The following is a 25370-nucleotide window of genomic DNA, read 5'->3' on the forward strand; positions in this document are numbered from 1 at the left end:
CAATATTATTTACAAAAGGCTGTTATATTAACAGCCTTTTAAATTTTTGAAACTATGAAAACTATTTTTTTAAGTGTATTTTCTTTTTTATCCTTTGCTTTATTTGCTCAAACACAAATTACATACGATTATTTTGAAAACGATATGTCTATATGTACGGCTATTTTGTTAATTCAAAACAATGAGTCTATATTTAAATTAAATGATTTGAGAACTAGTGGTTTGGATGAAAAGCATTCAACAGATGATGTTTTCCATTTTGCACAGAATGATGAAATCTCAAAAGTAATTTATTCTACAGAAAAAAGCTCTATCGTTAGAATTCCACTTTATGGAAATGAAATAATTTATCAAGTTGGTTTGGATGTAGATGGAGCATATAAATTTACGGGTAAACATAAAAAAATTGGAGATTTTGATTGTGAACAATTAATTCATAAAGCATATGGAAAAGAATACGATATTTGGTTTACTACTGAGGTTCCTTTGAATTTTGGCCCTATTAAGTTAAACAATAATCCTGGACTTTTAGTAGAAGTTACAGATGTAACTATAAATCGTAAATATATTCTCAATAAAATAGAAAATAAAGTTGATATTGTTCTCTTTAATAAACTTAAAGATTATATGTTGAGTAAAAAATATCTAATGAAAGAGGAATACGACAAAAAAGTAACTGAGATTTTGACTAATAAAAAGAGAGCAAAAATAGCAAAAATGAACGAAAATGGTGCAACTATTACTTTTCCTACTCATGAAAAGTCATCGACAGCGTTTTTAATTGATATTCCTGAAGGTTTAATTCCCGCTTTAAATAAAATTAGTCAGTAATGTTAAGAATACTATTAGCATTATTACTAATATCGACGGTGACTTTTTCACAAACTTTAACAGGTAAAGTGTCTGATAATCAAATTGCATTAAGAGCGAATATTTATATAAGAGACATTGAAAAAGACAATGTTATTAGTGAATATTTTAAAACGGATAGTATAGGTCGATTTCAAATTAACCTTAAAAAAGAGTATAAAAAAATTAAACTTGAAGTGTCTGCTTATGGTTATGAAATTGCATCTGAAACTCTTTTTGACTTTGATAAGTCTAAGAATTATACGTTTGATTTCAAGCTCGTTAAAAAATCTAAAATCTTAGATGAAGTTGTTATAAAAAATGAAAAAGTTGTAGTTAAGAAAGATACAGTAGTTTATAATCCTAAAATGTATAGTGATGGTACTGAACGAAAGCTGGGTGAGATATTGACTAAAATTCCTGGATTTGAAGTTAATAATGGAAATATTAAATACAATGGGAAAACTGTTACCGCACTTAAAATAGAAGATGATGATTTATTTGGTAAAGATTATGCTGTAGGCACCAAGAATATTTCTCTTGCCATGATTGACAAAATTGAAGCCATTGATAATTTCTCTGCAAATCCACTATTGAAAGGAATAGAGAATTCTGATGTAGTTGCAATTAATTTAAAATTAAAAAAAGGAAGTTTTGGTGTTTCTGGGGATTGTACTTATGGTTCGGGTTACGATAGTAATATCAAACCTAGAAATGACCTTAATTTGAATAATATTTTCTTAATTAATGATTACAAATCTTTTTTTCAATTTGGCTATAATAACGTGGGTGAAAATTATAGTCAAATTGAACCTATTTATAAAAAAACTAAATCATTTTTTGATGAGGAAGATGTGTTCGCTAAAAGTCTGTTAAATGATATTAAGGTATCTAAAAGAATGGACTTGATTTATTCTTCTGAAAATAATGAATTAGAAGGAAATTATAATTTTTTAGTAAAATTTAATAAAAAAACTAACTTAAAAACTGAATTATACGCTTCTAATGACGCTTTTACACAATTTGAAAGAAACCAATCTTTTTTTTCAAACAATGTAGTTTTCGATGATTCAAATAATTATTCATATAAGCCATTTTCAAAAAAAATAAAACTTACTCTAAATAGTTTTTTTACCTCTAAATCTTTATTAATTGTTGAAAATCAATTTCAGGAAGATAACGTTAATTCTTTTTTGTTGCAGAATCAAAATAATCTTAATCTTTTCAAAACTGATATAACTACTTATAGTTTTTTTGAAAAAATTAAAATTGATTTGACTAAACGATTAAATGAAAATACTGCTTTAACGTACAGTACGATTACTGCTTATCATAATTTACCTCAAAATTTAACTATTAAAAATGATGAAAATGCCAGTTTTTTTAGCTTTCAAGAGTCGAATTTTAAAAAGGTATCTATATTAAATAAACTTGTTGTTCTTGGGAACTATAGAGGTTTAAAGTATTCTTTTAGCGCTGGTTTTAATTATAAAGAAGTTATTAATTCATCTAAATTAATAAGCAGTGATACTTTCAATAGTACTAATGATGTTAAGTATAACACTAAAGATGTATTTTCAGAATTTGGGTTGTTTTATAAATACAAAGATTTTTCAGTTGCCCCGAGTGTAAAGGTTTTTTATGTCAATCAAGCTTTAGTAGATGAAGTTTTAAATAATGAGAACGAAAAAAGAGCAACATACTTGAATTCTAATTTATTATTAAAATATGTGTTTTTAAAAAAGAATCGATTTGTATTAGCTTTCAATAATAAACATTCAGAACCAAATGATGGGAATTTGTTTACCAATTTTATAATATCGAGCAATCGAAATGTTTTAAAATATAATCATTCCTTGCGCTTTCAGAGAAATCAATCTGTTGACTTTACTTACAGATTCATCGATGAGGAAAAGCATATAAATATAATGACTAATTTGAGTTATACTGTTACAAATAATAATCTAATTAGTGAAAACGCTATTACTGATAATTATTTTGTTTCAACCTTTTTTCAGAGTGAAAATAAACAATACACCAAGTCTATTGATTCAAATTTTGAGAAGCTAATTTCTCCTTTAAAAACTGTAATAAAAGGAGGATTGGCATATTCGATAAGTGATTATAATAATATTTTTGAGGGAGAAAATCGTAATAATATAATTTCAAATCTTAGCTGTAATGTTTTCTTTAGCACTATATTAGAATTTCCTCTTAATTTTCATTATAAAATTCTTTATAATAAATTCTCTTCAACAAGTAACAATAATTTAGGTTTTGAAAATAAATCATTAGAAAATCAATTTAAAATGATTTGTAAATTTTCTAAGAAAGCTGTTTTTAGTAGTCAATTAAAATTCATTTCTCCAAATTTAGCTAATGGTAATACTTTTAAGATTGTCGATTGTAATTTTAAATTTAAAATACCGAAGTTGAAAGATTTTGATTTTGTTTTAAAAGGTAATAATATTCTTAATGTTGAAAATTATTTCGAAAATACAGCTACCGATATTCAAAATACGTATTTTCAAAGCAATATAATACCAAGACATTTTTTGTTGTATGTTACTTTTAAATTTTAAACCAAATCTGCTAATTCTTGTCCTATTATACTGCCTATAGCTACGCCCATGCCGCCCATGCGTACGCCACAAAATACATTATCTGATAATGGTTTTACTATAGGTTTTTTATGAGCGCCTACGCCCATAATGCCACTCCAACGGTGGGCGATTTTGACATCTTGCTGGGGCAAAATTACGGTTTTTAAAATTTCTTCCAATCGGTTTTGAATTAAAGCCGTTTGTTCAAGGCTAGTAGTGGTTTCGCTTTCGAAGTCTAAATTGCGTCCCCCACCGAAAAGGATACGGTCATTAATATTTCGGAAATAGTAATAACCTTTATCCAAATGAAAAGTCCCTTTGATGTCTAAATTAGGGATGGGCTCGGTAATTAATACCTGTGCGCGTGCGGGTTTTACTTCGCCTTGTGTGAGTGCACTGGCAAAACCATTGGTAGCAAACAACAGTTTTTTTGTAGTAAAACTAAAATCACCTAGAGCTACGGTCACTAGATTACTATTGTCCGAAAAATCAGTTACGGTTTGATTGTTTAAAATAAAAATACGGTTCTCTTGGGCTTTTTTGACTAAAGCTTGCATCATATTCCCTGTATCAATTTGTCCTTCAAACGTATTGAAAATACTGTATTCTTTGATTTTTGCAAAGTTGAATCGGTCGATTTGTTTTTCAAAAACATCAGTTTTGAATAACGGACGCAACATCTCGTTGACAAAAGGCATCTTTTGCAAACACTCTTGATACGTACTATCGTCGTCTTCTAAAAATAATTCGTAACCCCCATAAGGTTTGAAATCGATGGTAGTATCTCCTAGATTTTTACGGAGTAATTGTAGACCTTTCCATCTTTTTTCAACTAATTGTAACACTTCCTCTTCGGTATGTGTTTTTAAATCGTCGATAATTTCAGACAAGGAACCAAAACAAGCAAAACCTGCATTTTTAGTACTGGCACCCTCGGGGAGCATTCCTTTTTCAAGGATAAGAATTCGACTTTCAGGAAAGCGCTCGCGCAATCGTAAAGCGGTATGTAGCCCTACTATACCACTTCCTACGATGGTATAATCAATAGATGAAAACCAGTTTTTTAATTCCCAATAACTTAAATGCATTTTTTATAACTAATTTGGAAGGTTGTCCCTTTGTTGATTTCAGAATGTAATACTTTTATTTTGCCTTTATGATATTCTTCGACGATGCGTTTAGTAAGCGATAGCCCTAAACCCCAACCGCGTTTTTTAGTTGTGAAACCGGGTTCAAATATTTTCTTGAACTGATTTCGCGCTATTCCTTTACCCGTATCTGAAATTTTTATTTTAACAAAATCTCCTTGTTCTTCTAATATGATGCCAATGCTTCCGCGACCACGCATAGCATCGATGGCATTTTTGACTAAATTTTCTATGGTCCAGCTGTGTAAAGTTGGGTTCAAACGTACCGTCAAAGGTTTTTCTGGGGCATAAAATTGAAACAAGACTTGCCCTTCGAAACGCGAAGCGAGATAGTCGTAAATAAGTTTGGTTTCAGTAACCAAATCTTTTTCTTCTAAGTTAGGTTCTGAACCAATTTTAGAAAAACGGTCGGTGATATTTTGTAAGCGAATAACATCTTTTTCAATTTCGGTGACGATGGTTTCATCTACATTATCAGCCTTCATGATTTCTACCCAACCAATTAAGGAGGAAAGCGGGGTGCCTATTTGATGGGCGGTTTCTTTAGCCATACCTGCCCAAAGTTTACTTTGTTCAGAAATTTTATTTGTTCGATAATAATTGTACACCAAAGCACCAAATAATACTATAATGGAAATGAGTGCAATAGGGTAATATTTCAACTGTTTGAGCAAAGCGGAATCGGTATAATACAAATAGCGATGCTGACCTTCCACGTATTCAATGTCAATTTTGTTTCCGCTTTGTTTGAATAAGGCAATAAGCTCTTTTACTTTCGTAGGTTTTTTAAAATCCTCTTCGCTAAGTGGTGTGTTGGCATGCCCTATTAGGTTGTCTTTCTCATCCAAAAGGATGGTTGGAATGGTTTGATTATTAGTTAAAATTTGTAAAGGCAAATCCACTTCCGTTTCATCGGTAGCGTTTTGTAAAGTTTTTTGTGCTGTTGCCCAAAGTTCCATTTTGTTGCGTTCTTCATTTCGGAATATTTTTACCAAAACATACGTATTCCACAAAATCAAAAGAATGATGAGGAAAGAAAAGCCTACGAGGAGCCAACGAACAGTATTGTTTTTTTCTGAAAAATTCATGCGTATTGTTGAATGGTAAATATAGTAAAACGTATTGAAAAGTTTTGTAGTAAAGTAATGCTCCCTTTTTTAGCCGTGTGTTTACTTTAACTGCTTTTGTTTGAGTGTATTGTTTGTGATGGTGTCTTTTTTTATAAATTTTATTTTTTACGATTTACTAAATTTAAATTGAAATGGAGCACGTTGTAATCTTGCTTCTTTTCTTATTTTTGTTCCAAATCTGTTTAACGAATGAAAAGTTTTTCACCAGCTGAATTAGCTACTCCACAATTGCAAGCTTATTTGCAAGGAGCTATTGCACCGCGTCCTATTGCTTTTGCGAGTACCGTAGATGCGGAAGGACGACAAAATTTGTCGCCTTTTAGTTTTTTTAATGTGTTTAGTGCCAATCCACCTATTTTGGTGTTTTCACCCGCAAGAAGAGTGCGTGGCAATACCACTAAGCATACTTTAGAAAATGCTTTGGCCACTAAAGAAGTAGTTATAAATGTGGTGAATTATGACATCGTTCAGCAGATGTCGCTTTCAAGTACGGAATATGCTGAAGGTGTTAATGAGTTTGAAAAAGCAGGTTTAACCCCTATCGCTTCGGATGTGGTAAAACCATTCCGAGTAGCGGAATCGCCTGTGCAATTTGAATGTAAAGTAAACGAAGTAATCGCTTTAGGAACCGAAGGTGGTGCAGGGAACTTGATAATTTGTGAAGTGGTAAAATTGCACATCAGTGAAGCTATTTTAGATGAAAATGGGGTGATTGACCAACACAAAATTGACTTAGTGGCACGTTTAGGAGGTAATTGGTACAGCCGTTCTAACATGGGTTTGTTTGAAGTGCCTAAACCTTTGGTAACTCTTGGTATTGGGGTGGATGCAATTCCAGCGCATATTAAAAACGATGCTTTTTTCAGCGGAAACGATTTAGGGATGCTTGGGAATATCGAAGCCTTGCCAAGCGAGGAAGAAATTGCTATCTTTGCCCAAGAAAGTATTGCACTAAAGGGTGCATTGAGTTCTGATGACCGATTAAATGTAAATCAATTGGCTAAAGATTATTTAGAAAAACAAGACATCCTTTCTGCTTGGAAAGTGTTGTTAGCAAAAATATAAATACACGTTTTATGGAAGTTACAGGAAGAATTAAAGTGATTAACCCAACACAAGAGGTTAGTGCATCATTCAAGAAGAGAGAGTTAGTGGTTACTACAGATGAGCAATATCCACAACATATTATGGTTGAATTTACTCAGGCTAAAGTGGATGATTTGAATCACTTTCAAGTAGGAGAAATGGTAAAAGTATCTATCAATTTACGTGGCCGTGAGTGGATAAACCCACAGGGTGAGGCTAAATATTTCAACACTATTCAAGGATGGAGAATTGAGCGTATGCAACCTATGCAACAAGCGCCAATGGGACAACCAGCAATGTCTCAGCAAATGCCTCCAATGCCTGCGGCTCAAGCATTTGAACCAGCGCCTAGCTTTAATGAAGAAGAACACGATGATTTACCATTCTAATTTCAGGTTTAGATTTTAGAATTTAATTATAAAAATGTCATACTGAGCTTGTCGAGGTGTGACATTTCTATTTAATCTATTTTCTTCGAGTCTATTTTCTTTCAGTCTATTTTCTATTTTCTCAAAAGAATGTATTTCCTAACCAAAGAACTTTATTTTCCACCTGCAACAGAAACTTCTCCAGAAGGTGTTTTAGCCATGGGTGGCGATTTGTCTATTGAGCGATTATTGTTGGCATACCAAAATGGTATTTTTCCATGGTTTGATGATGGTGACCCCATTATGTGGTGGTGTCCTGAGGAACGTATGGTTTTGATTCCTGAAACGTTCAAACCCTCAAAAAGTATGCGTAATGTGTTGAATCAAGGCATTTATCAGGTTACATTTAATACTGCTTTTCGAGAGGTAATGCTCAATTGCCAACAGGTATATCGACCAGGACAATATGGTACTTGGATTTCGGACGAAATGATTGAGGCGTATACCGAATTACATACCATGGGTAAAGCCGTATCGGTTGAGGTGTGGCAGGATGGCACGCTGGTAGGCGGTCTTTATGGAGTGGATATGAAACCTGTATTTTGTGGGGAAAGTATGTTTGCCTTGAGGAGTAACGCTTCTAAAGTAGCTTTTATAGCATTGGTTAATTACTTGAAAACCAATAATTATATTTTACTGGACTGTCAAGTGTATAACGACCATTTAGCGAGTTTGGGGTGCTTTGAAATTTCGAGAGCGGATTTTTTGAGGGTTTTGAAGGGTTAACCCTCTAACTTCGGTAAAGTCCTTACATACAACTCTTCCACTTTTTTTCTAGCCCAATCGGTTTTGCGTAAGAAAGTCAAAGTCGATTTGATAGAAGGGTTATTTGTAAAACAATTGACGGGTATCAATTCAGCCAAGGTATCAAAGCCATAAAAATCAACTAAAGTTTCTACAATTACTTTTAATGTTTTGCCGTGAAGTGGGTCGTTTGAGGTTTGTTGCATATTTGGTTGTATTGGAATTATTGGTCAACAAATTTAGTCGAAAAATGACTTTTAACTTTTTCATTTTGATTATTTCCTATTACAAACTACTCAAATATTTATTTTCTTAGTCTCTAATCGGTAAAAACCCTTTTTCATCAAGCATTTTAATGATACCCCTTAATAGGAAATTGTTGTCAAATCTGAGTACATATTTCCTTGCTGATTTATGTTCAGGGATAAGCATTTTTTTGTCAATCAATTTTTTGATTTGTCTAGAAATTTCGGACTTTGCTTTTCCTTTGAAAAATTTTTCAAAATCTAAATTTTGTACAACTTGCTTCTCAATGGTTTCCTTTAAAATTTTTGATTCCATTTCATTAATTATATGCCTATCCAATGAGAAATGAATGGATGGAATAAGTATTTCTTTTTTTAGATATTCGTAATCACTTAATTTGTCAATCTTTTCAATTTCTTCTTTCAATCCTCTTAGTACATATTCACACCATTCTAATATGCCTTGTTCGTTACCTTCTTCAGCCTTGGAAAGATAGTTGTAATAATCGTTTCTATTACTACAAAATACAGCTGTTGGATTTATTATTCGACCTACATTAATATTAAATCCATTTTTTATTAGCATTGCATAGGTAAATAGCCGAACGGTTCTACCGTTTCCGTTTCCAAATGGATGAATCCAAACAAATCGATGATGGGCTATAGCTGATTTCAATAAGTCATATTTGGTCGCGTTTTCAGTATTAATGAATGTTAAAAGTTCATCCATATATGTATCCATCAGAAAAGATTCAAGAGGTATGTGTGTAGAGTTTGAAATCTTGATGTTTTTATTTCTATAAATTCCTGGAGTCAAGTCACCTTCGCCATGGGGAGGAGGAGGTAAATCTTTAACAATAATTTTGTGTATTTCACTTAGGAAATTTTTGTTTATTGGGTAGTCTTGGATGTTTTCTTCAATAAACTTCATAGCCTTCTCTATATTCTGAATTTCAATTATGTTATAGGCTAGTTTTTTTTCTGAATCATTTGTATCGAGTTTACTTTCAATATATTCTGCTATGGTGGTGTTATTGCCTTCAATTCTTGCTGAACCAATACTTTCCAACGTATGGAATAAATGTTTTAATTGGAAAAATACTTGAGGATGAGTTGAACCTCCTAGTGTTTTCTTTCTTAAATGTTCCAGTTCAATAATTAAGTCTGTTAACTTAGAATCGAAACTTGGTATAATCAGTCTCAAGTCATAGGGTTTAAAAGTAGCTTGACTCATTTTTTTTAATTATGATTTTTCAAATTATGATTTTAAAGATTTCAACTTCTCGAATATAGTAATTCAAAATTTTTATCTTAACTCCTTTTTAATCACTAGTTTGTATGTGTAAAAATACAATTATTATTTGGATTGTTGAATTTAAACATTTAACATTAGTAATTAAAATATTTAAAAAATTGATTCAAATTCTATGGACAAAATTTTAAATTAGTTAAATAAACTAAACTTGTACAGTTTTTGATAATCTAAAAGAAAATACTGTATATTTGAATTCTAAATAGTTACAAAAATGAGTAGGCTAAATCTTTTTGGCATCAAGTTTTATAAACCAAATGCGCACAGAAGCCCTGAAATAGGTAGCGGACTAGTGCGTATTGCTCATAAAATCAGTTCAGCAAGTGGACAAACCCAATTGATTAAAATTGGTGAAAAATACTTTAAAGTCAGAGAACTGGGATAAAAAGTGAATATTGCCTTTACTACCATACTGCTTTTTATCATATTAGCCCCTGGCTTTTTGGCACGTAGTGCTTACAATTCTTCTAAACTCAGTGTGAATAGTGCCAATATTAATTTGGTAAACGAACTCACTTGGTCTATTATTCCATCGCTTACGCTACACACGCTTTTTATTGGAATTCTACAAAATAGTTCTACTTACTATGTCGATTTTGAACAATTAGGTAATCTAATTTTAGGGGTTACCGCCTCTAACAAAGCCGAAGAGAGTTTCCGACAATTAGGAGAATACAAATATGCTATTTTTGCGTATAATTTCAGTTTGTTTGGCTTGTCTTTCGTTCTAGGCTACTTTTTTAGAAAGTTTGTACGTAAAATGAAATTGGATACTTCCATTCGATACTTCCGATTTTCAAATAAATGGCATTATATTTTCACAGGCGAATGTTTGGATTTTCCTGATGTACCCGACCATTACGAGGAAATCACCGATAAAATCATCAATGTACTTTGTAAAGTCAATGGTAAGACAGTACTTTATACGGGTGAATATTTTAATTATTACGTCAATAATAATGGAGACTTAGAAGCGGTGCATTTGCGCAATCCTATTCGTCGTTATTTCGAAAAAGACAATGCAGAAGATGCCGATTATTATGTCATTCCAAGTCGCTATTTAGTGATACCCAATTCGGATATTATCAATATCAATTTCAGGTATTTTGCCTTAGAAGAAGTCGCAGAACCTACAGAAGAGGAAATGCAACAAGCACTAATTTTAGATGCCTAAAATCGCAGTCGTTGTAAGTTCCATTCTAAAGTTGAAAACACCAACAGTTCGTTGCGCAATGTGGGTAAACCTATAATTACTTTAAGTGTTTCTTGCGCCATCATGGTGCCAATAATTCCAGGTAAGCTACTCATAACACCATTTAAAGAACAATCAGGGACATCCTCTGCAGGAGGAGCTTCAGGGAAAATTGCTCTTAAGTCTTTACTTCCTTGATGGTTAAAAACGGCTAGTTGTCCTTCAAATCTGAAAATACTACCGTAAACCAAAGGTTTTCCCATCTTTACGCAAGTATCATTCACTAAATAACGCGTACTAAAATTGTCGCAACCGTCCACGATAATGTCAAAAGGCGCTAGGATACGTTCAATATTCTCTTTCGTTATTTTCTCTTCAAAGACCTCAATATTGATTAGTGGGTTGAGTTTTTCCAATACTTTTTTAGCTTCTTGAACCTTAGGTTTGTCTATAGCCGTCTCGGTGTATAAAATTTGACGATGTAAATTATGTAAAGCTACGGTATCAAAATCGACGATACCTAAAGTACCAACACCCGCTGAGGTAAGGTATTGTAGAATAGGACAGCCTAAACCTCCTGCACCAATTACTAAAACTTTAGCGTTTTTTATCTTCATTTGACCCGATTCTCCTATTTCGGGTACGAGTAAATGTTTGGAAAAACGGAGGTAGTCGGTAATTTGTAACATTTTATGTCCAAGGTAAAAATTTGTCTTCAGTAGTCTCTTTAAGTATTGGATTTTCTGTATTCAGGGTTTTTCCTGATAAAATTAATTGATATTTTTCCAAATAGTTTTCAGCCATAGTAAGCGCGTTAAATTTGGTTTTAGCATATTCGTGGCATGCCATTCGATCGTATTGGTCTACATGCAACATTGCATTAGCTAATTCCTCCGATGAGTTACTTAAAAAACCATATTCAGGAGTGATTAATTCAGGTAAGGAACCATAAGGTGTGCCAAATACAGGACAACCATAATATAAACTTTCAATAATAGCTAAACCAAAGGGTTCGTGCCATCTTACAGGGAATAGAAGCCCTTTGGAACTATTCACTAGCTTATCTTTAGCAGCACCACCAATCATACCATAAAACTGAATTCTAGGGGAAAAAGTAAAACGAATTCCCATAGATATATTAAAACGGTAGCCTCCTAGAACTTTTAGTTTACTTTTTATCTTTTTGATGATTGTTATAGCCCCTTTTACATTTTTGATGCGCCATGCTGCTTTACCTAAAAAATGAAAACCTTGCCTTTTTACTGTAAAATCTGGAATGGTATAGTCATTCCAATCCAATCCATTATACACATAAGAATCAGAACCATAACGTTCAGCATGGCTCTTGGATACAAAAACTACATTTTTGTTCATAGGAGCCTGTTCTTTTATATTCCCGTGTAAAGTAAAAATATAAGGGATATTGACTTGATCGGCAATTTCTAAATTTGAATGATAATGTATAATATCAGCATCTTTAGGAATCACACTTGCTATATCTGTAATATTGGTAATATCTATGATTTCAGCAAAATCGCAATCTGAAACTTTTTGGCACACAAAAACAACACTGTGCCCTAACTGACTCAATGCTTTACCTAAACTCCACACCACTCTTTCGGTACCACCATATAAAGTTACTGGTAGTTTTGAATTTTGTACTAAAACGATTTTCATGTTGCCAAAATTTTAAAACGATTAAAATTACAATTGTGCTCCAAAATTACTTTGTTTTAGACGGATTTGATAGTTAATTTAAAAAAATGTTTAAAAATACACCCTATCCCAATCTTTCCAAACAGGTTGATACCCTCTGGAAGCAATCAAGGCAGCTATTTCACTAGCCGAACGTTCATCACTGGTTTCAAACTGTTCCAGAGTTTCAGGGTCCACCACATAGCCTCCAGGATTGGTTTTAGAACCCGCACTCATGGTGGTCACCCCAATGGGGATGATATGATTTCTAAAATGCTCATTTTCGCGAGTAGAAATAGAAATTTCCAAATCCTCATTCCAAATCCGGTAGGCACAAATCAACTGCAACAAATCCTTATCCTCCATAATAAAATTGGGTTCAATAATCCCTTCAGCTGGTCGCAATCGTGGAAACGAAACCGAGTATTTACTTTTCCAATACGTTTTCTGCAAATAGTCAATATGCAAGGCATTGAAAAAACTATCCACGCGCCAATCCTCCAAGCCTAACAAAACTCCTAAGCCAATTTTGTGTATACCCGCACCTCCCACACGGTCAGGCGTATCCAATCGAAAATCAAAATTCGATTTTTTCCCCTTCGGATGATATTGTTTGTACACTTCCTTATGATAGGTTTCCTGATAAACCAGTACCGAATACACACCAGCCTCGTGTAATTGCTCATATTCCTCCTGCGAAAGCGGTTGCACCTCCACCGAAATATTAGCAAAATCTTTTTTAATCACCTCGATCGCATTCAAAAAATAACCTATATGCACGGTATAGTTGGCTTCACCAGTAACCAACAGCACATGTTCATAACCCATCGTTTTCAAAGCTGCTACTTCCTGACGAATTTCCGTATCGCTAAGCGTTTTGCGTTTGATTCTATTGTCTAAGCTAAACCCACAATACGTACAAATATTCTGACATTCGTTGCTCAAATACATCGGCGCATATAACTGAATGGTTTTTCCAAAACGTTTCTGAGTCAACCGCTGTGCTAATTGTGCCATAGGTTCCAAATAGTCTTGTGCTATAGGGGACAATAGCACCATAAAATCTTCTACAGTACGTTTGGGTTTGTGTAACACCCGTTCAATATCTACAGCGGTTACCTTTGCTATCCGCTCGGCTACAGCTTCCCAAGAATACGTATCAAAAACCGTTTTAAAACTCATTTTTTAATATTGTGTCAAATGGTTAATTATTTATTTGGGCACCTTATCCGCCTTCGGTTCCCGCTTTTTACTATTCCACTGCGTTTCATAGTAAAAGAGCTCCACCTACGTCGGGGTGCGGGCCCACGGTCAAGACCTAACCTCAAGTCAAATCGTGACCTAACTCGAGACCTAACAGGTCTCAAAGACCTGTTAGGTCTAAGTCCCTACAAGAATGAAGTCAACGGACTTGAAGCTTCCGCATGCAACAACGGGCTTCCTAATTGTGCTTCAAAAGCTCTACGTCCAGCCAGAACCGCTTCTTTAAAAGCTTGTGCCATGGCTACCGGATTTCCAGCCACCGCCATAGCGGTGTTCACTAAAACCGCATCAGCGCCCAGTTCCATAGCTTTGGCCGCATCACTTGGCGCACCTATGCCCGCATCTATTATCACAGGTACTTTGCTTTGTTCAATGATAATTTCTAAAAAATCTATCGTGCGCAACCCTTTGTTACTGCCTATCGGCGAACCTAATGGCATCACGGCTATTGTTCCTGCTTCTTCTAACAGTTTGCACAATACAGGGTCAGCATGGATATACGGATATACTTCAAAACCCAGTTTAGCCAATTCCTCGGTAGCTTTCAGTGTTTCTATCGGGTCGGGTAATAAATACTTTGGGTCAGGATGAATTTCTAATTTAATCAAATTCGTTTCCATGGCTTCACGAGCTAATTGCGCCGCAAAAACAGCTTCCTTAGCATTCCTAGCTCCAGAAGTATTGGGCAGTAACTGCATATTCGGATGATTTAGGTGTGAAAGTATAGCATCCGTATCTGTTTCAAAATCCACTCGTTTCAAGGCCACCGTTACTAATTCGGAACCTGATGCCAAGATAGCTTCTTCCATCACTTGACTAGAACCAAATTTGCCTGTACCTACAAACAAACGTGAATTGAAGGTAGCACTTCCTATTTTAAGCATACGTGTATAATATTTCGTTAAGTTGTGTGACTATTTGATTCGGTTTTTCGGCATTGCATATTAATCCTGAAACCGCAATTCCATAGAGTCCTATTTCTATTAATTCAGGTACATCTGCGACCGTTATTCCTCCAATAGCAAAAATGGGTTTCAGGTTTTCTGGTTTGTCTAAACTTGTAAGGATGTTTTTGTAACCTTCAACTCCTAAAACGGGACTTAATTGTGCTTTGGTTGTTGTAAATCGCAAAGGACCTAAGCCTATATAATCACAGGTTTCCGTCATGCGTTGTTGCACATCAGTCAAGGTATTTGCAGTTCCACCTATGATTTTTGCATTGCCCAGCAAGCTTCTCGCTTGGTTTATACTTCCATCAGTAAGTCCTAAATGCAGACCGTTTGCATCCACCGCTTTGGCTACTGCCGAAAAATCGTTAATGGTTAACAAGGCTTTATAATTTTCTGTACGTTTTTTGACTTCTTCGGCTAATCGGAAAACTTCAATTTCGGCTACATTTTTATAACGCAATTGCACCCAAGTCACACCAGCATCCAATGCTTTTTGTAATGAATGGAGTTGTGCTTCGGGCGAATTTCCTTGCGAGATGAATTGTATTTTAGGTAACATAATAAGCAAGTAAAGTATGGTTTGTGTTTAGTGTTTGTTCAATAAAATCCTTGGCAAGTTGACAACTTGTTGTCAAAGAGTTTCCCAAGGTCAATTGAGAAGTAATGGCTGAGGATAGTATGCATCCTGAGCCGTGTTTAGGGAATATTTTTTCAACTTTTGGTTTGAAAACATACTGTTTCCCTTGGTAATATAACACATCAGTTCCCAGCTGATGGGTGTTGTGACCGCCTTTCCATAAAACAGCCGTGTGTTTTGCGAGTTGTTTAGCTCTTTCTTCATGGGTGTTTGCTATAGGCACTAAAGTTTCCAACTCGATATGGTTGGGCGTAATCAAATCAATTTTTGTGAGTAGGGTATACAGCATTTCATTTTCTATTTTCAAAAACTCAAAATCGGTTGTAGCTTTTAAAACAGGGTCCCATACTATTTTGCAATTCGGCCAATGCTGTCTAATTATAGTTACATATTCATCCAGTGTTTTTAAGTTGGGTACTATGCCGATTTTAACCGCATCCACGCGATATTGTTCAGATAGAAATTTCAAGCTATCTATAACCCAATCCGTGTTTACCCATTCTATTTTCAAGAAACGGTTTTCAGTTTGTATCGTATTTCCTGTAATCACTGATAAGCCATATACTTTATGGATTTCAAAAGTTTTGATATCAGCCAGTACGCCCGCACCCGCCGATGGGTCAAATCCCGCTAAACTGAGTACGATAGGACGAGCTGTTGACATTTTTTCCATTGGTTTACTGGGTTTTCATGCATCCAAATATGCCCTAATAAGGCAATAGCATCTACTTTTTGGTATAATTCAGGTATATGATTAAGGGTAATTCCTCCCAATCCTATCAATTGTGTTTTGAAATTCGTTCTGTTTTCTAAGGATTCCAATAGGTGTTTACTTTCATAATTTTTTTTGATGATACTCGGAAATAAGGGACTTACAAATGCATATTGATACGTTTCTGTTAAGCTGTTAAATTCGACTATACTATGTGTTGAGGTGGATAAACTTTGATGTTCCTTCATCAAAACAGCATTTCTTTCAACGCTTTTTTGATGTAGACCTTTCAAATCAAAATCTTCAAATAATTCCGCGTGATAGACCACACAATACGGATGAAAAGCCTTGTCAATTTTCTTCAAATAGTTTTTGGTTTCTAACGCACTGAAACTCGGTTTTCGAATATGAAAATGACTTAGCCCTGCATCAAATAGCTGATGCAGGGTTTGGATTTCATGCTGTATACTATGTTCTGTTGAAATGAGAATCATTTTTTTAGTTTCACGAAGTCACACAAAGTTTTTACACAGAGTTTCACAGAGTTTTTTTCACAGAGTCACACAAAGTTTGCATAGAAATTTTGTGTATCTCTGAGTTTCTTTGTGCTTCTCTGTGGTGTAAATTATTACACATAAATCTCTTTACCACTTTCAATAAACTCTTCCGATTTAGTTTTCAAACCTTCTTCCACCGCCGTATCTCTAATTTCTTGTGAAATTTTCATCGAGCAGAATTTAGGACCACACATCGAGCAGAAGTGGGCCACTTTGGCGGCATCGGCAGGTAAAGTTTCATCGTGGAATTCGCGTGCCGTATCAGGGTCTAACGAAAGGTTAAACTGGTCTTCCCAACGGAATTCAAAACGGGCTTTACTTAAAGCATTGTCGCGGTATTGTGCCCCTGGATGACCTTTGGCTAAATCGGCGGCATGTGCTGCAATTTTGTAGGTAATCACTCCATCTTTGACATCTTTTTTGTTGGGTAAACCTAAATGCTCTTTTGGTGTTACATAGCACAACATGGCACAACCGTACCAACCAATCATTGCAGCTCCAATACCAGATGTAATGTGGTCGTATCCTGGAGCAATATCAGTAGTTAATGGTCCTAAGGTGTAAAAAGGCGCTTCCGAACAACATTCTAATTGTTTTTCCATGTTTTCTTTGATGAGGTGCATCGGTACGTGACCTGGTCCTTCAATAAAAACCTGTACATCGTGTTTCCATGCAATTTTGGTCAACTCGCCTAAAGTTTCTAATTCGGCAAATTGCGCGGCATCATTGGCATCGGCAATTGAACCTGGACGTAAGCCATCGCCTAAAGAGAAGGCAACATCGTATTGTTTTAATATTTGGCAAATGTCTTCAAAATGCGTGTAAAGGAAGTTTTCTTTGTGGTGAAACAAACACCATTTAGCCATAATAGAACCGCCACGAGACACAATACCTGTTACACGGTTAGCCGTCAAATGGATATAACGCAATAATACACCAGCGTGGATAGTGAAATAGGAAACCCCTTGCTCACATTGTTCAATTAAAGTATCTCTAAAAATTTCCCAAGTTAAATCCTCGGCTACCCCTTTTACTTTTTCTAAAGCTTGGTAAATAGGCACGGTACCAATGGGCACGGGAGAGTTACGAATAATCCATTCGCGGGTTTCATGGATATTTTTCCCTGTGGATAAATCCATAATGGTATCAGCCCCCCAGCGACATGCCCAAACGGCTTTTTCTACTTCTTCCTCTATGCTAGAAGTTACCGCAGAATTACCAATATTGGCATTGATTTTTACTAAGAAATTACGACCAATAATCATCGGTTCGCTTTCTGGATGGTTGATGTTGTTAGGAATTACTGCACGGCCAGCAGCCACTTCGCTTCGTACAAATTCAGGGGTGATTTTTCCCTTGGGTGTTCTTGCTCCAAAACTTTCTCCTGCATGTTGACAGCGCATAGCTTTTTGAGCCGTTTCCAATTGTTCGATGCGTTGATTTTCACGAATGGCAATGTACTCCATTTCGGGAGTGATGATGCCTTGTTTAGCATAATACAATTGGGTCACATTAGCACCCTCTTTGGCACGTTTAGGTTTGTGTTGGTATTCAAAACGCAAAGGGTCTAATTTTTCATCTTCCAAACGTTGTTTTCCATACTCCGAACTCAATTCATCCAAAACAACTACATCGTTACGGTTTAGAATCCATTGCTCACGCAAGCGTGGTAACCCTTTACGAACATCAATCTCGATATTTGGGTCGGTATAAGCTCCAGAAGTATCATAAACCGTTACGGGTGGGTTTTGTTCTATTTGTCCATTGGTCAGCTTGGTATCCGACAAGCTAATTTCACGCATGGCTACTTGTATGTCGTGTAATTCCCCTGATATGTACACTTTCTTTGAATTAGGGAAAGGCGTACGTGTGATTTTATTTTCCATAAGTTACTTTATTTTAAGGTTGAAAAGTTCAAAGTTTCTGATTTCTAAATTCTAAACTCAGAAATTTTATCCCCCTTGGGTGGCTTTAATAATGATGATTTTTTGATTAGGATGAAGTATAGTAGTTTCCCATAAAGTTTTTGGGACTACTTCGTGCTCTATGGCGACGGCGATGCCTTTTTGTTTTTCGGGCAATTCAATATCCAGCAATTGTTGCACTGTGAGTGCTTCTTGCTCAAATGTTTTTTGTACTTGGTTGATGATGAGTTCCATTCCTTATAAATTAGATATACTTTAGGAATGGCTACACGTATAGCCAGAAAGCTATACAAGAAGTCCGTTACTTTTCCCTACGCTAGTATGAACTAGATCAGGTTCAAAGGGTAAAATCTCAGCCTGCATTGCAGACACCCCTAAAGTGTGTGGCAAATATAGTAGTTTGTTTTTATTTAAAAGATTAAAAGATTAAAAGATTAAAAGATTAAAAGATTAAAAGATTAAAAGATTAAAAGATTAAAAGATTAGTGCTAAATACTTCAAAAGGCACACCATGAGTTTACCTCCTAGCGCGCCTTTTTACTAAACACCAAAAACAAAACGTAATTAACTTAACTTTTATTATTAAATAGTATTCTTTTCTCTTACTACTTCATCTGATTTTGTTCTAGAGGCAGCATTTCGCATATATTGAATAAAGCCTCTGCCTTCAAATTCGTAAGTTGTTCCACTTGCATTATGATATAATCGAATACGATGGTCATTAATAACGCTTAATGTGAAGGATTCATTGCTCCAAAAATCATAATCTAGTGTTAAATTTTTTAGATACGGATTTGAAGTATTCGTAATGCCATACAAACCTGTAAAATCCCAATAGAGAGTATTGATGCTAGTACCTCGTAAATCTTTTGATGAACGGAAATTTTTATCATTACCTCCTGCTATAAATTGGATGTAGTTTTCTTTATCAAAATCATTCAATGCCCCTATGCGACTGGTGTATACTTTCTCCCATGCCTTATATTCTTGTAGGAAATAATGAATGTTATCATTGAATAAACGATTGTAATCAAATGTGTTACGCTGATAACCTGTTAAATAATAGGTTACATTTTTAGATGGACTATACAGCTTAATTTTGTTACTGTTTATTTGAATCACTTCTAATTCAAAGGTGCCATATACATCATGATAAAATCGTATAGAATTAGGATAATATCCATAAGAGCCTATGCGTATGCCAAAACCGTTACCCGTTGTGCCTATGCCAGAAAGATTGTTGTTTGCGAATAATCGACCGTCTTGAAGTGAAATTGTGAAAGCTCGGGTTAAAAATGGTACATCACCAGTTCCAGTTGTAGCATCGTAATCAACATACCATAGATCATAACTTTCCATTAATTCGGGTAAACTTATTCCGTGTGAATGATAATCATCGGCAATGATTACATCGGCAGTGCATGAGTTTAGTATAAATGGAGTTATGATAGCTAATAGAAGTAGTTTTATTGTCTTCATAATTTCTAGAATTTAAAGTTTCCTAACAAAGACATTCAAGATGCGTGCCATTTTTTTTGTACCTTTGATTTTCTGTTCTTTTTAGATATTTTCTGTGTTAAATGTGAATGTTTATTCCGATTTGATTAGAAATTAATAATGAAATCCCATGGGCAGTTTCATGGGTAAATTAAATTTTATGAATACACAACCCAAATTTGCTGTTATAGGTGGTGGTAGCTGGGCTACTGCTATTGTTAAGATGTTATGCGAAAATGTTAACGAAGTTGCATGGTACATGAGAAGTATTTATGCTTTAGAGCATCTTAAATTGCACAAGCATAATCCGAATTATTTGAGCTCTGTAGCTTTTGATATTAATAAATTACAATTAACCAATGATATAAATGTTGCTGTAAAAGATGCAGATTTTGTAATTTTTGCCATTCCTTCTGCTTTCTTAAGTACAGAACTTGAAAAAATGACGGAATCGTTAGAAGGTAAAGTGATTTTTTCTGCTATTAAAGGAATTGTTCCAGAAAGTAGTTTAATCGTTGGTGAGCATTTTCATAATCAATATCATATTCCTTATGAGAATATTGGCGTTATTACAGGACCATGTCATGCAGAAGAAGTAGCTTTAGAACGTCTTTCGTATTTAACAATTGCTTGTGGTGACTTACAAAAAGCTAAGGTTGTAGCGGATAATCTTTCGAGTTATTATATTAAAACGAAAACTTCAGATGATATTGTAGGTACTGAATATGCCGCTGTACTGAAAAATATTTATTCTATTGCTGCTGGTATTGCTCATGGTCTTGGTTATGGTGATAATTTTCAGGCTGTTTTGATGAGTAATGCTATACGTGAAATGAAGCGTTTCATAAAGCAAGTACATCGAATGAAACGTAATATTAATAATTCGGCTTACCTGGGTGATTTGTTAGTTACGGGTTATTCTGTATTTTCAAGAAACCGTATGTTTGGTAATATGATTGGAAAAGGCTACACGGTTAAATCTGCTCAAATGGAAATGAGTATGGTTGCAGAAGGATATTATGCTACTAAAAGTGCTTGGAATTTAAATCAAGAATATAAAGCTAAGACACCTATTTTGGATGCTGTTTATCAAGTGTTATACGAAAATAAAGAAGCTAAAAAAGTATTTAAAAAACTAACTGAAAAGTTAGATTAATATAAAAGCCCAAACGATTTCTCATTTGGGCTTTTTTTATTTAGTCAAATGGGTTATTTTATTATTTCAACTAATGTCTCCGTCAATTTCTTTCTAGAATACTGTTGTAAACCTACTGCATGTACTTTTAAATTACCATTTTGATAACTTTGATACAATTGCAAAATAGAGTTTTTTAAGGGGTCTTTTTCTAAATATGTAAAAAATTGTCCCGTATTCGTACGCGTAATAATCGAAGCAAAATCAGAATCCTTAGGGCCAATCGCCACGATAGGTCGCTCAGAAACGATATATTCAAAAACTTTACCAGGGATAATACTCTTGGTTTCTTCTGAATCAATTTCGATAAGTAATAGTACTTGAGATTTACGTTGGTGTACCACAGCATCTTGATGCGAAACATAGCCTAAATTATTTACATAACTAGCTAATTGATACTTCTCAATAGAAGCTAAGACTTCTTGACTGGTTGCACCTATTAATTTTAATTCAAAATCTTGCTTGAACGCAGCGTTTTCCGTTACTAATTCTTGCAAGACTTGCCATAGTATTTGCGGATTCCTATCAGACAAAAACGAACCTATATGCGCTAAAGTGAACTTTTCGTCCAATGGTTCTTTTACAACCTTTTCAACATCGTATCCATTTGTTATAACGTGAATGGGTTTCGATGTTATGGCTTCAAATTCTTTTTTAGTGGTGGGACTTGTAACCAATAACGCATCGGCAGTATTCAAAACTTGTGACTCCAAGTCTTTGTGTTTTTGTGCCGATTTCTTCGTCAGTTTTAACGCTTTATGATAGCCTATGGTTGTCCATGGGTCTCTAAAATCGGCTATCCATTTGATGTTACACTTGGCTTTTAATCCCAATCCTATCAAATGCAAACTATGAGGCGGTCCAGTAGTAATTACCGTTTCTATTTGATTTTCTTGTATGTATTTTTCCAAAAAAGCTATCGATGGTTTTACCCACAACACGCGCGCATCAGGGATAAACAAGTTTCCTCTTACCCAAAGCATCATTTTTTGAACGAACGATTGTTTTTTTTGGGCAGGAATAATCCCGGAACTCATTTTATTCGCATTTTGTTTGGACAAAAAGGAAGCCCAAGCATACGGTTCTGTAATCGGTTTTTTGAGAATTGCAACTTTATTGGATAAGGTTTCTTGCAGTTGTGTATCTACCAACGGATAGGTTGGGTTTTCAGGGATGTAAACCACTGGATTTACCCCAAACTCAGGCAGATATTTCACAAACTTTAACCAACGTTGCACCCCTGGTCCTCCAGCTGGGGGCCAATAATACGTTATGATTAGTACTTTTTTTGTATTCGAAACCATATATTACAATATAACACTTTAAGTAAACCTTAAGTGTTCCTTATTTTAAATCAAATTTTTACTTATAAAAAGCCCTAAAAAAGTCAAGCTGAATCCTAATACGACACTCAAACCAGTATAAAGAAAAGCCAAACCGAATTGATTATTTTGCATCAATTGGACATTTTCAATGGAAAAAGTAGAAAAAGTGGTAAACCCTCCGCATAATCCCGTAATAAAAAAGAATTTTAAATCAGGATTCAAATGGGTGTTCTTTTCAAAAAAACCAAAAAACATTCCAATGAATAAACATCCGATGCAATTAACGATCCATGTTCCTAATGGGAAATTAAAAGCAAAACGCATACAAAACAAAGCGGTTAGATAACGCAACACGCTACCTAACCCGCCTCCTAATGCTATGTAAAAAATATTTTTCAGCTTACTTTTTTCTTAACAAATAAATTCCACCGCCAATTAATCCTAACATCAATATAAAACTAACGAGTGCAATCATACTTCCTGTTTTAACCACTTGAGGCTCAAACTTGAATGCTATAGTATGTTTACCCGCAGGAATTGGTAAACCTCTCAAAGCGTAATCCACACGGTAGTGGTCGGTTAATTTTCCATCAATATAAGCATTCCAACCTTTTCCGTAATACATCTCCGAGAAAACGGCAAACCCATTTTGGCTATTCGAAGCTTGGTAAACTAAAGCATCTGGCTTATACGAGGTTAATTTTATAAAGGCATTTGCATCGGCACCAATAACACCGAAAGTACCTTTTGTAGCTTCCGCTCGACGATAAATAGCCACTTCTTTAGATTTTATATGGTCTAAAGACTTCATTTCTTCATCTGCCGTTGCTACCGTTTTAATCGATTTCACAAACCAAGCGTTGCCATTCGCTTCAGTATTTTGAACTGGAAACTGTTCTCCTTTTTCATTTTTTTGAATCAAATACTTCACATTAAGCATGTTCAATACTTCAATGTTGTTTTTAGCAATTTGATAATCAAACAATTCCTGCATCGCTTTTGGCTTAGCCGCATGATACCCTCCAATTGATTTATGAAAATACGACGCACGTGGGTCACTCATGACATTAGGTGATACCTCAAAAACTCTATAATAAGATTTGTCTTTCAAAATCATTTCATCAAAAGGAGCCATTACAAACGGAGTATCTACTTCACTTGCATTGGTGAAATCAGAGGCATTGACATAGTTTTTAGCAATCAAAAACAAATCGGCTACCATTAATAATCCAACCACTAGGGTACCTGCTTGCTTGGAAATAGTATTTTTAAAAGTTAAGAACAATGTTCCCCCTGCAAGAGCAATCAATAGTATAGAACGCAATAAATCTGATGTATATAAAGATTTTCTATCTTCTTTTAATGCATCGATAAACTCGGGCCCATAAGTCTGTATGAAATAACCATCACCCGAACCTGCAAAACTAAAAGCAGATTTACCAAGCAATAACAATACTAATATACCAATTGAAGTGCCTAAAGCTTTTAGTAAACCTTGTTTTTGCTCATTAGCATCGGCTTTAAAAAAGGCTTGCAAGCCTAAAATAGCTAATACTGGCATACACATTTCTAATACGACTTGAATAGAAGAAACCGCACGGAACTTGTTGTATAAAGGCACGTAATTAATAAAAAAGTCGGTTAATAAAGGGAAATTTTTACCCCATGAAAGTACCAAAGAAACGATAGCTCCTGCTAAAAAAGCATATTTAATTTTGCGTTTATCGACAAACAAAGCTAATACAGCCAAGAAAAACACTATAGCACCTATATACGCAGGAGCAGCAACAATAGGCTGGTCGCCCCAATAGGTTGGTAAGCCTTTTACAATTTCCTTAGCTTGGTCTTCTGGAACGTCTTGTGAAAGTACAAATTCATACATCGCCGATTTAGTTCCTAAGTTTTCACTATTAGAACCCCCAAAAATTCGAGGAGATAATAAGTTGAAACTTTCAGCCAAGCCATAACTGTATTCTGTAATATAATCGTACGTCATCGAAGAGTCTGAAGTTGCTTTTTTACCATCAGGGGTGTAAGTCAATTCATTTTTACCGCGTGTACTTTCTTTTGCATATTCTTGAGTAGCTAAAATTCCTGTAGCATTTACCCCAACGGCAACCATTCCTGTAACCACAAAAATGCCAAAACTATAGATCAGTTCTTTTAAATCATTTTCTTTAATAGCTTTATAAATAAAATAAACCGTTAGAACCAATAAGAAAATCAACAGATAATAGGTCATCTGAAAGTGGTTAGCATTCAATTCCAGAGCCGCCGCCAACATGGTTAGCAAACCTCCAATAATCCATCTTTTTTGAAAAACGAGCACTACCCCAGCCACAACCATTGGCATATACGCTATGGCATGCGCTTTAGCATTGTGCCCAACACCTAAAATCACAATCATATAAGTTGAAAAACCAAAGGCCAATGCGCCGAAAAAGGCTTTTAAAGGATCAATGCGTAAGGCTAATAACAGTATGTAAAAACCAACGAAGTATAAAAACAAGTAATCCGCTGGACGTGGTAAAAAACGAAGGGCTTCGTCTACTTTTTTGATATAATTGTGGGGGTAATGTGCCCCTAACTGGTAGGTAGGCATCCCTCCAAAAGCACTGTTTGACCAATAGGTTTCTTCCCCTGTCTTTTCTCTATAATCAATTAATTCTTTGGCAGTTGCTTTATATTGTACAATATCCGATTGCAGAATTTTCTTTCCGCTTAACACAGGATAAAAATAAATCAACGATATTAGCACAAAACCAACTAACGCTAGTAAGTGCGGATAAAAACGTTTTAATTTGTCCATAAAATTGGCTTGATAAAATGAAGGTGTGAAGATAACCAAAATTTAGATTTTAGATATCTGATTTTAGT

General features: G+C 34.8%; 25 protein-coding genes and 1 riboswitch. Of the genes, 8 read left to right on the top strand and 17 right to left on the bottom strand.

The features are described 5' to 3' along the window. Positions 1-54: 54 nt before the first annotated feature. Together ACQY29_RS04015 and ACQY29_RS04020 are read left to right on the top strand one after the other, a co-directional pair. The gene (locus ACQY29_RS04015; protein WP_428223958.1) at positions 55-831 is read left to right on the top strand and encodes a GLPGLI family protein; all 777 of its coding nucleotides are present in this window, start codon (positions 55-57) and stop codon (positions 829-831) included. Next, positions 831-3431: a hypothetical protein gene (locus ACQY29_RS04020; protein WP_428223959.1), complete on the top strand. Its 2601-nt coding sequence runs from the start codon at positions 831-833 to the stop codon at positions 3429-3431. Before ACQY29_RS04015 ends, ACQY29_RS04020 begins: the two co-directional genes overlap by 1 nt. Here ACQY29_RS04020 and ACQY29_RS04025 read toward each other — a convergent pair. Both ACQY29_RS04025 and ACQY29_RS04030 read right to left on the bottom strand, forming a co-directional pair. Next, positions 3428-4540 (bottom strand): NAD(P)/FAD-dependent oxidoreductase, encoded by a 1113-nt coding sequence (locus tag ACQY29_RS04025; protein ID WP_428223960.1) that lies wholly within the window; start codon positions 4538-4540, stop codon positions 3428-3430. The genes ACQY29_RS04020 and ACQY29_RS04025 overlap by 4 nt on opposite strands. Then, on the bottom strand, positions 4531-5688 hold the full coding sequence (locus tag ACQY29_RS04030; RefSeq protein ID WP_428223961.1) for a sensor histidine kinase: 1158 nt from the start codon (positions 5686-5688) through the stop codon (positions 4531-4533). Before ACQY29_RS04030 ends, ACQY29_RS04025 begins: the two co-directional genes overlap by 10 nt. A gap of 231 nt (positions 5689-5919) precedes the next feature. On the opposite strand from ACQY29_RS04030, the gene ACQY29_RS04035 reads away from it, so the two are divergent. The 3 genes from ACQY29_RS04035 to aat all read left to right on the top strand — a co-directional run bounded on the left by ACQY29_RS04035 (position 5920) and on the right by aat (position 7970). Then, on the top strand, positions 5920-6795 hold the full coding sequence (locus tag ACQY29_RS04035; protein ID WP_428223962.1) for a flavin reductase family protein: 876 nt from the start codon (positions 5920-5922) through the stop codon (positions 6793-6795). A gap of 11 nt (positions 6796-6806) precedes the next feature. Next, a complete protein-coding gene (locus tag ACQY29_RS04040) occupies positions 6807-7205 on the top strand; it encodes a DUF3127 domain-containing protein (protein ID WP_428223963.1) in 399 nt (132 codons plus the stop codon). Positions 7206-7334: 129 nt separating this feature from the next. Beyond that, the gene (aat, locus tag ACQY29_RS04045) at positions 7335-7970 is read left to right on the top strand and encodes a leucyl/phenylalanyl-tRNA--protein transferase (RefSeq protein ID WP_428223964.1); all 636 of its coding nucleotides are present in this window, start codon (positions 7335-7337) and stop codon (positions 7968-7970) included. Here aat and ACQY29_RS04050 read toward each other — a convergent pair. Next, positions 7967-8194 carry a VF530 family DNA-binding protein gene (locus tag ACQY29_RS04050; RefSeq protein WP_428223965.1) on the bottom strand — a complete coding sequence of 76 codons (228 nt, stop codon included), beginning with the start codon at positions 8192-8194 and terminating at the stop codon, positions 7967-7969. The genes aat and ACQY29_RS04050 overlap by 4 nt on opposite strands. A 106-nt stretch (positions 8195-8300) precedes the next feature. After that, entirely contained in the window at positions 8301-9467 is a 1167-nt protein-coding gene (locus tag ACQY29_RS04055; RefSeq protein ID WP_428223966.1) for a Fic family protein, read from the bottom strand. Between the two features lie 292 nt (positions 9468-9759). Here ACQY29_RS04055 and ACQY29_RS04060 point away from each other — a divergent pair, with 292 nt between their 5' ends. Continuing rightward, positions 9760-9930 (top strand): hypothetical protein, encoded by a 171-nt coding sequence (locus tag ACQY29_RS04060; RefSeq protein ID WP_428223967.1) that lies wholly within the window; start codon positions 9760-9762, stop codon positions 9928-9930. A gap of 3 nt (positions 9931-9933) precedes the next feature. Next, positions 9934-10719: a hypothetical protein gene (locus ACQY29_RS04065; RefSeq protein ID WP_428223968.1), complete on the top strand. Its 786-nt coding sequence runs from the start codon at positions 9934-9936 to the stop codon at positions 10717-10719. Here ACQY29_RS04065 and ACQY29_RS04070 read toward each other — a convergent pair. The 10 genes from ACQY29_RS04070 to ACQY29_RS04115 all read right to left on the bottom strand — a co-directional run bounded on the left by ACQY29_RS04070 (position 10716) and on the right by ACQY29_RS04115 (position 19955). Continuing rightward, on the bottom strand, positions 10716-11426 hold the full coding sequence (locus tag ACQY29_RS04070; RefSeq protein WP_428223969.1) for a HesA/MoeB/ThiF family protein: 711 nt from the start codon (positions 11424-11426) through the stop codon (positions 10716-10718). The two genes, ACQY29_RS04065 and ACQY29_RS04070, sit on opposite strands and share 4 nt — an antisense overlap. A 1-nt stretch (position 11427) precedes the next feature. Next, a complete protein-coding gene (locus ACQY29_RS04075) occupies positions 11428-12414 on the bottom strand; it encodes a glycosyltransferase (protein ID WP_428223970.1) in 987 nt (328 codons plus the stop codon). Positions 12415-12504: 90 nt separating this feature from the next. Then, complete coding sequence (thiH, locus tag ACQY29_RS04080; RefSeq protein ID WP_428223971.1) at positions 12505-13614, bottom strand: 2-iminoacetate synthase ThiH; 1110 nt, start codon at positions 13612-13614, stop codon at positions 12505-12507. Between the two features lie 206 nt (positions 13615-13820). Beyond that, positions 13821-14579 carry a thiazole synthase gene (locus ACQY29_RS04085; protein WP_428223972.1) on the bottom strand — a complete coding sequence of 253 codons (759 nt, stop codon included), beginning with the start codon at positions 14577-14579 and terminating at the stop codon, positions 13821-13823. Next, positions 14572-15204: a thiamine phosphate synthase gene (gene thiE / locus ACQY29_RS04090; RefSeq protein WP_428223973.1), complete on the bottom strand. Its 633-nt coding sequence runs from the start codon at positions 15202-15204 to the stop codon at positions 14572-14574. Before thiE ends, ACQY29_RS04085 begins: the two co-directional genes overlap by 8 nt. After that, complete coding sequence (locus ACQY29_RS04095) at positions 15194-15955, bottom strand: hydroxymethylpyrimidine/phosphomethylpyrimidine kinase (RefSeq protein WP_428223974.1); 762 nt, start codon at positions 15953-15955, stop codon at positions 15194-15196. The genes thiE and ACQY29_RS04095 overlap by 11 nt, the downstream gene beginning before the upstream one ends. After that, positions 15913-16488 (bottom strand): thiamine phosphate synthase, encoded by a 576-nt coding sequence (locus tag ACQY29_RS04100; protein WP_428223975.1) that lies wholly within the window; start codon positions 16486-16488, stop codon positions 15913-15915. Before ACQY29_RS04100 ends, ACQY29_RS04095 begins: the two co-directional genes overlap by 43 nt. Before the next feature lie 134 nt (positions 16489-16622). Then, on the bottom strand, positions 16623-18437 hold the full coding sequence (gene thiC / locus ACQY29_RS04105; protein WP_428223976.1) for a phosphomethylpyrimidine synthase ThiC: 1815 nt from the start codon (positions 18435-18437) through the stop codon (positions 16623-16625). Positions 18438-18503: 66 nt separating this feature from the next. Further along, positions 18504-18710 (bottom strand): sulfur carrier protein ThiS, encoded by a 207-nt coding sequence (gene thiS / locus ACQY29_RS04110; protein WP_428223977.1) that lies wholly within the window; start codon positions 18708-18710, stop codon positions 18504-18506. A 57-nt stretch (positions 18711-18767) separates the two neighbouring features. Beyond that, a riboswitch (TPP riboswitch) is annotated at positions 18768-18862 on the bottom strand. A gap of 196 nt (positions 18863-19058) precedes the next feature. Beyond that, positions 19059-19955: a nicotinic acid mononucleotide adenyltransferase gene (locus tag ACQY29_RS04115; RefSeq protein ID WP_428223978.1), complete on the bottom strand. Its 897-nt coding sequence runs from the start codon at positions 19953-19955 to the stop codon at positions 19059-19061. A gap of 178 nt (positions 19956-20133) precedes the next feature. On the opposite strand from ACQY29_RS04115, the gene ACQY29_RS04120 reads away from it, so the two are divergent. Next, a complete protein-coding gene (locus ACQY29_RS04120) occupies positions 20134-21129 on the top strand; it encodes an NAD(P)H-dependent glycerol-3-phosphate dehydrogenase (RefSeq protein WP_428223979.1) in 996 nt (331 codons plus the stop codon). A 53-nt stretch (positions 21130-21182) separates the two neighbouring features. Here ACQY29_RS04120 and ACQY29_RS04125 read toward each other — a convergent pair whose 3' ends face one another. The 3 genes from ACQY29_RS04125 to ACQY29_RS04135 all read right to left on the bottom strand — a co-directional run bounded on the left by ACQY29_RS04125 (position 21183) and on the right by ACQY29_RS04135 (position 25302). After that, positions 21183-22472, bottom strand: coding sequence for a glycosyltransferase family 4 protein (locus ACQY29_RS04125; protein WP_428223980.1), 1290 nt, complete (start codon positions 22470-22472; stop codon positions 21183-21185). A gap of 45 nt (positions 22473-22517) precedes the next feature. Next, complete coding sequence (crcB, locus tag ACQY29_RS04130; protein WP_428223981.1) at positions 22518-22817, bottom strand: fluoride efflux transporter CrcB; 300 nt, start codon at positions 22815-22817, stop codon at positions 22518-22520. A 76-nt stretch (positions 22818-22893) separates the two neighbouring features. Beyond that, a complete protein-coding gene (locus tag ACQY29_RS04135; protein WP_428225869.1) occupies positions 22894-25302 on the bottom strand; it encodes a YfhO family protein in 2409 nt (802 codons plus the stop codon). Positions 25303-25370: the final 68 nt, after the last annotated feature.

Source organism: Flavobacterium sp., from assembly GCF_965262375.1.
Lineage (GTDB): Bacteria > Bacteroidota > Bacteroidia > Flavobacteriales > Flavobacteriaceae > Flavobacterium.

Coding starts and splice junctions, on each gene's coding strand:
- ACQY29_RS04075 (WP_428223970.1), bottom strand. CDS start 12,414: ATGAAAATCGTTTTAGTACAAAATTCAAAACTACCAGTAACTTTATAT.
- ACQY29_RS04055 (WP_428223966.1), bottom strand. CDS start 9,467: ATGAGTCAAGCTACTTTTAAACCCTATGACTTGAGACTGATTATACCA.
- thiS (WP_428223977.1), bottom strand. CDS start 18,710: ATGGAACTCATCATCAACCAAGTACAAAAAACATTTGAGCAAGAAGCA.
- ACQY29_RS04120 (WP_428223979.1), top strand. CDS start 20,134: ATGAATACACAACCCAAATTTGCTGTTATAGGTGGTGGTAGCTGGGCT.
- ACQY29_RS04015 (WP_428223958.1), top strand. CDS start 55: ATGAAAACTATTTTTTTAAGTGTATTTTCTTTTTTATCCTTTGCTTTA.
- ACQY29_RS04040 (WP_428223963.1), top strand. CDS start 6,807: ATGGAAGTTACAGGAAGAATTAAAGTGATTAACCCAACACAAGAGGTT.
- thiE (WP_428223973.1), bottom strand. CDS start 15,204: ATGTTACCTAAAATACAATTCATCTCGCAAGGAAATTCGCCCGAAGCA.
- ACQY29_RS04135 (WP_428225869.1), bottom strand. CDS start 25,302: ATGGACAAATTAAAACGTTTTTATCCGCACTTACTAGCGTTAGTTGGT.
- thiC (WP_428223976.1), bottom strand. CDS start 18,437: ATGGAAAATAAAATCACACGTACGCCTTTCCCTAATTCAAAGAAAGTG.
- ACQY29_RS04115 (WP_428223978.1), bottom strand. CDS start 19,955: ATGAAGACAATAAAACTACTTCTATTAGCTATCATAACTCCATTTATA.
- ACQY29_RS04070 (WP_428223969.1), bottom strand. CDS start 11,426: ATGTTACAAATTACCGACTACCTCCGTTTTTCCAAACATTTACTCGTA.
- ACQY29_RS04095 (WP_428223974.1), bottom strand. CDS start 15,955: ATGGAAAAAATGTCAACAGCTCGTCCTATCGTACTCAGTTTAGCGGGA.
- ACQY29_RS04020 (WP_428223959.1), top strand. CDS start 831: ATGTTAAGAATACTATTAGCATTATTACTAATATCGACGGTGACTTTT.
- ACQY29_RS04025 (WP_428223960.1), bottom strand. CDS start 4,540: ATGCATTTAAGTTATTGGGAATTAAAAAACTGGTTTTCATCTATTGAT.
- ACQY29_RS04035 (WP_428223962.1), top strand. CDS start 5,920: ATGAAAAGTTTTTCACCAGCTGAATTAGCTACTCCACAATTGCAAGCT.
- ACQY29_RS04060 (WP_428223967.1), top strand. CDS start 9,760: ATGAGTAGGCTAAATCTTTTTGGCATCAAGTTTTATAAACCAAATGCG.
- ACQY29_RS04085 (WP_428223972.1), bottom strand. CDS start 14,579: ATGCTTAAAATAGGAAGTGCTACCTTCAATTCACGTTTGTTTGTAGGT.
- ACQY29_RS04030 (WP_428223961.1), bottom strand. CDS start 5,688: ATGAATTTTTCAGAAAAAAACAATACTGTTCGTTGGCTCCTCGTAGGC.
- aat (WP_428223964.1), top strand. CDS start 7,335: ATGTATTTCCTAACCAAAGAACTTTATTTTCCACCTGCAACAGAAACT.
- crcB (WP_428223981.1), bottom strand. CDS start 22,817: ATGCGTTTTGCTTTTAATTTCCCATTAGGAACATGGATCGTTAATTGC.
- ACQY29_RS04100 (WP_428223975.1), bottom strand. CDS start 16,488: ATGATTCTCATTTCAACAGAACATAGTATACAGCATGAAATCCAAACC.
- ACQY29_RS04125 (WP_428223980.1), bottom strand. CDS start 22,472: ATGGTTTCGAATACAAAAAAAGTACTAATCATAACGTATTATTGGCCC.
- ACQY29_RS04050 (WP_428223965.1), bottom strand. CDS start 8,194: ATGCAACAAACCTCAAACGACCCACTTCACGGCAAAACATTAAAAGTA.
- thiH (WP_428223971.1), bottom strand. CDS start 13,614: ATGAGTTTTAAAACGGTTTTTGATACGTATTCTTGGGAAGCTGTAGCC.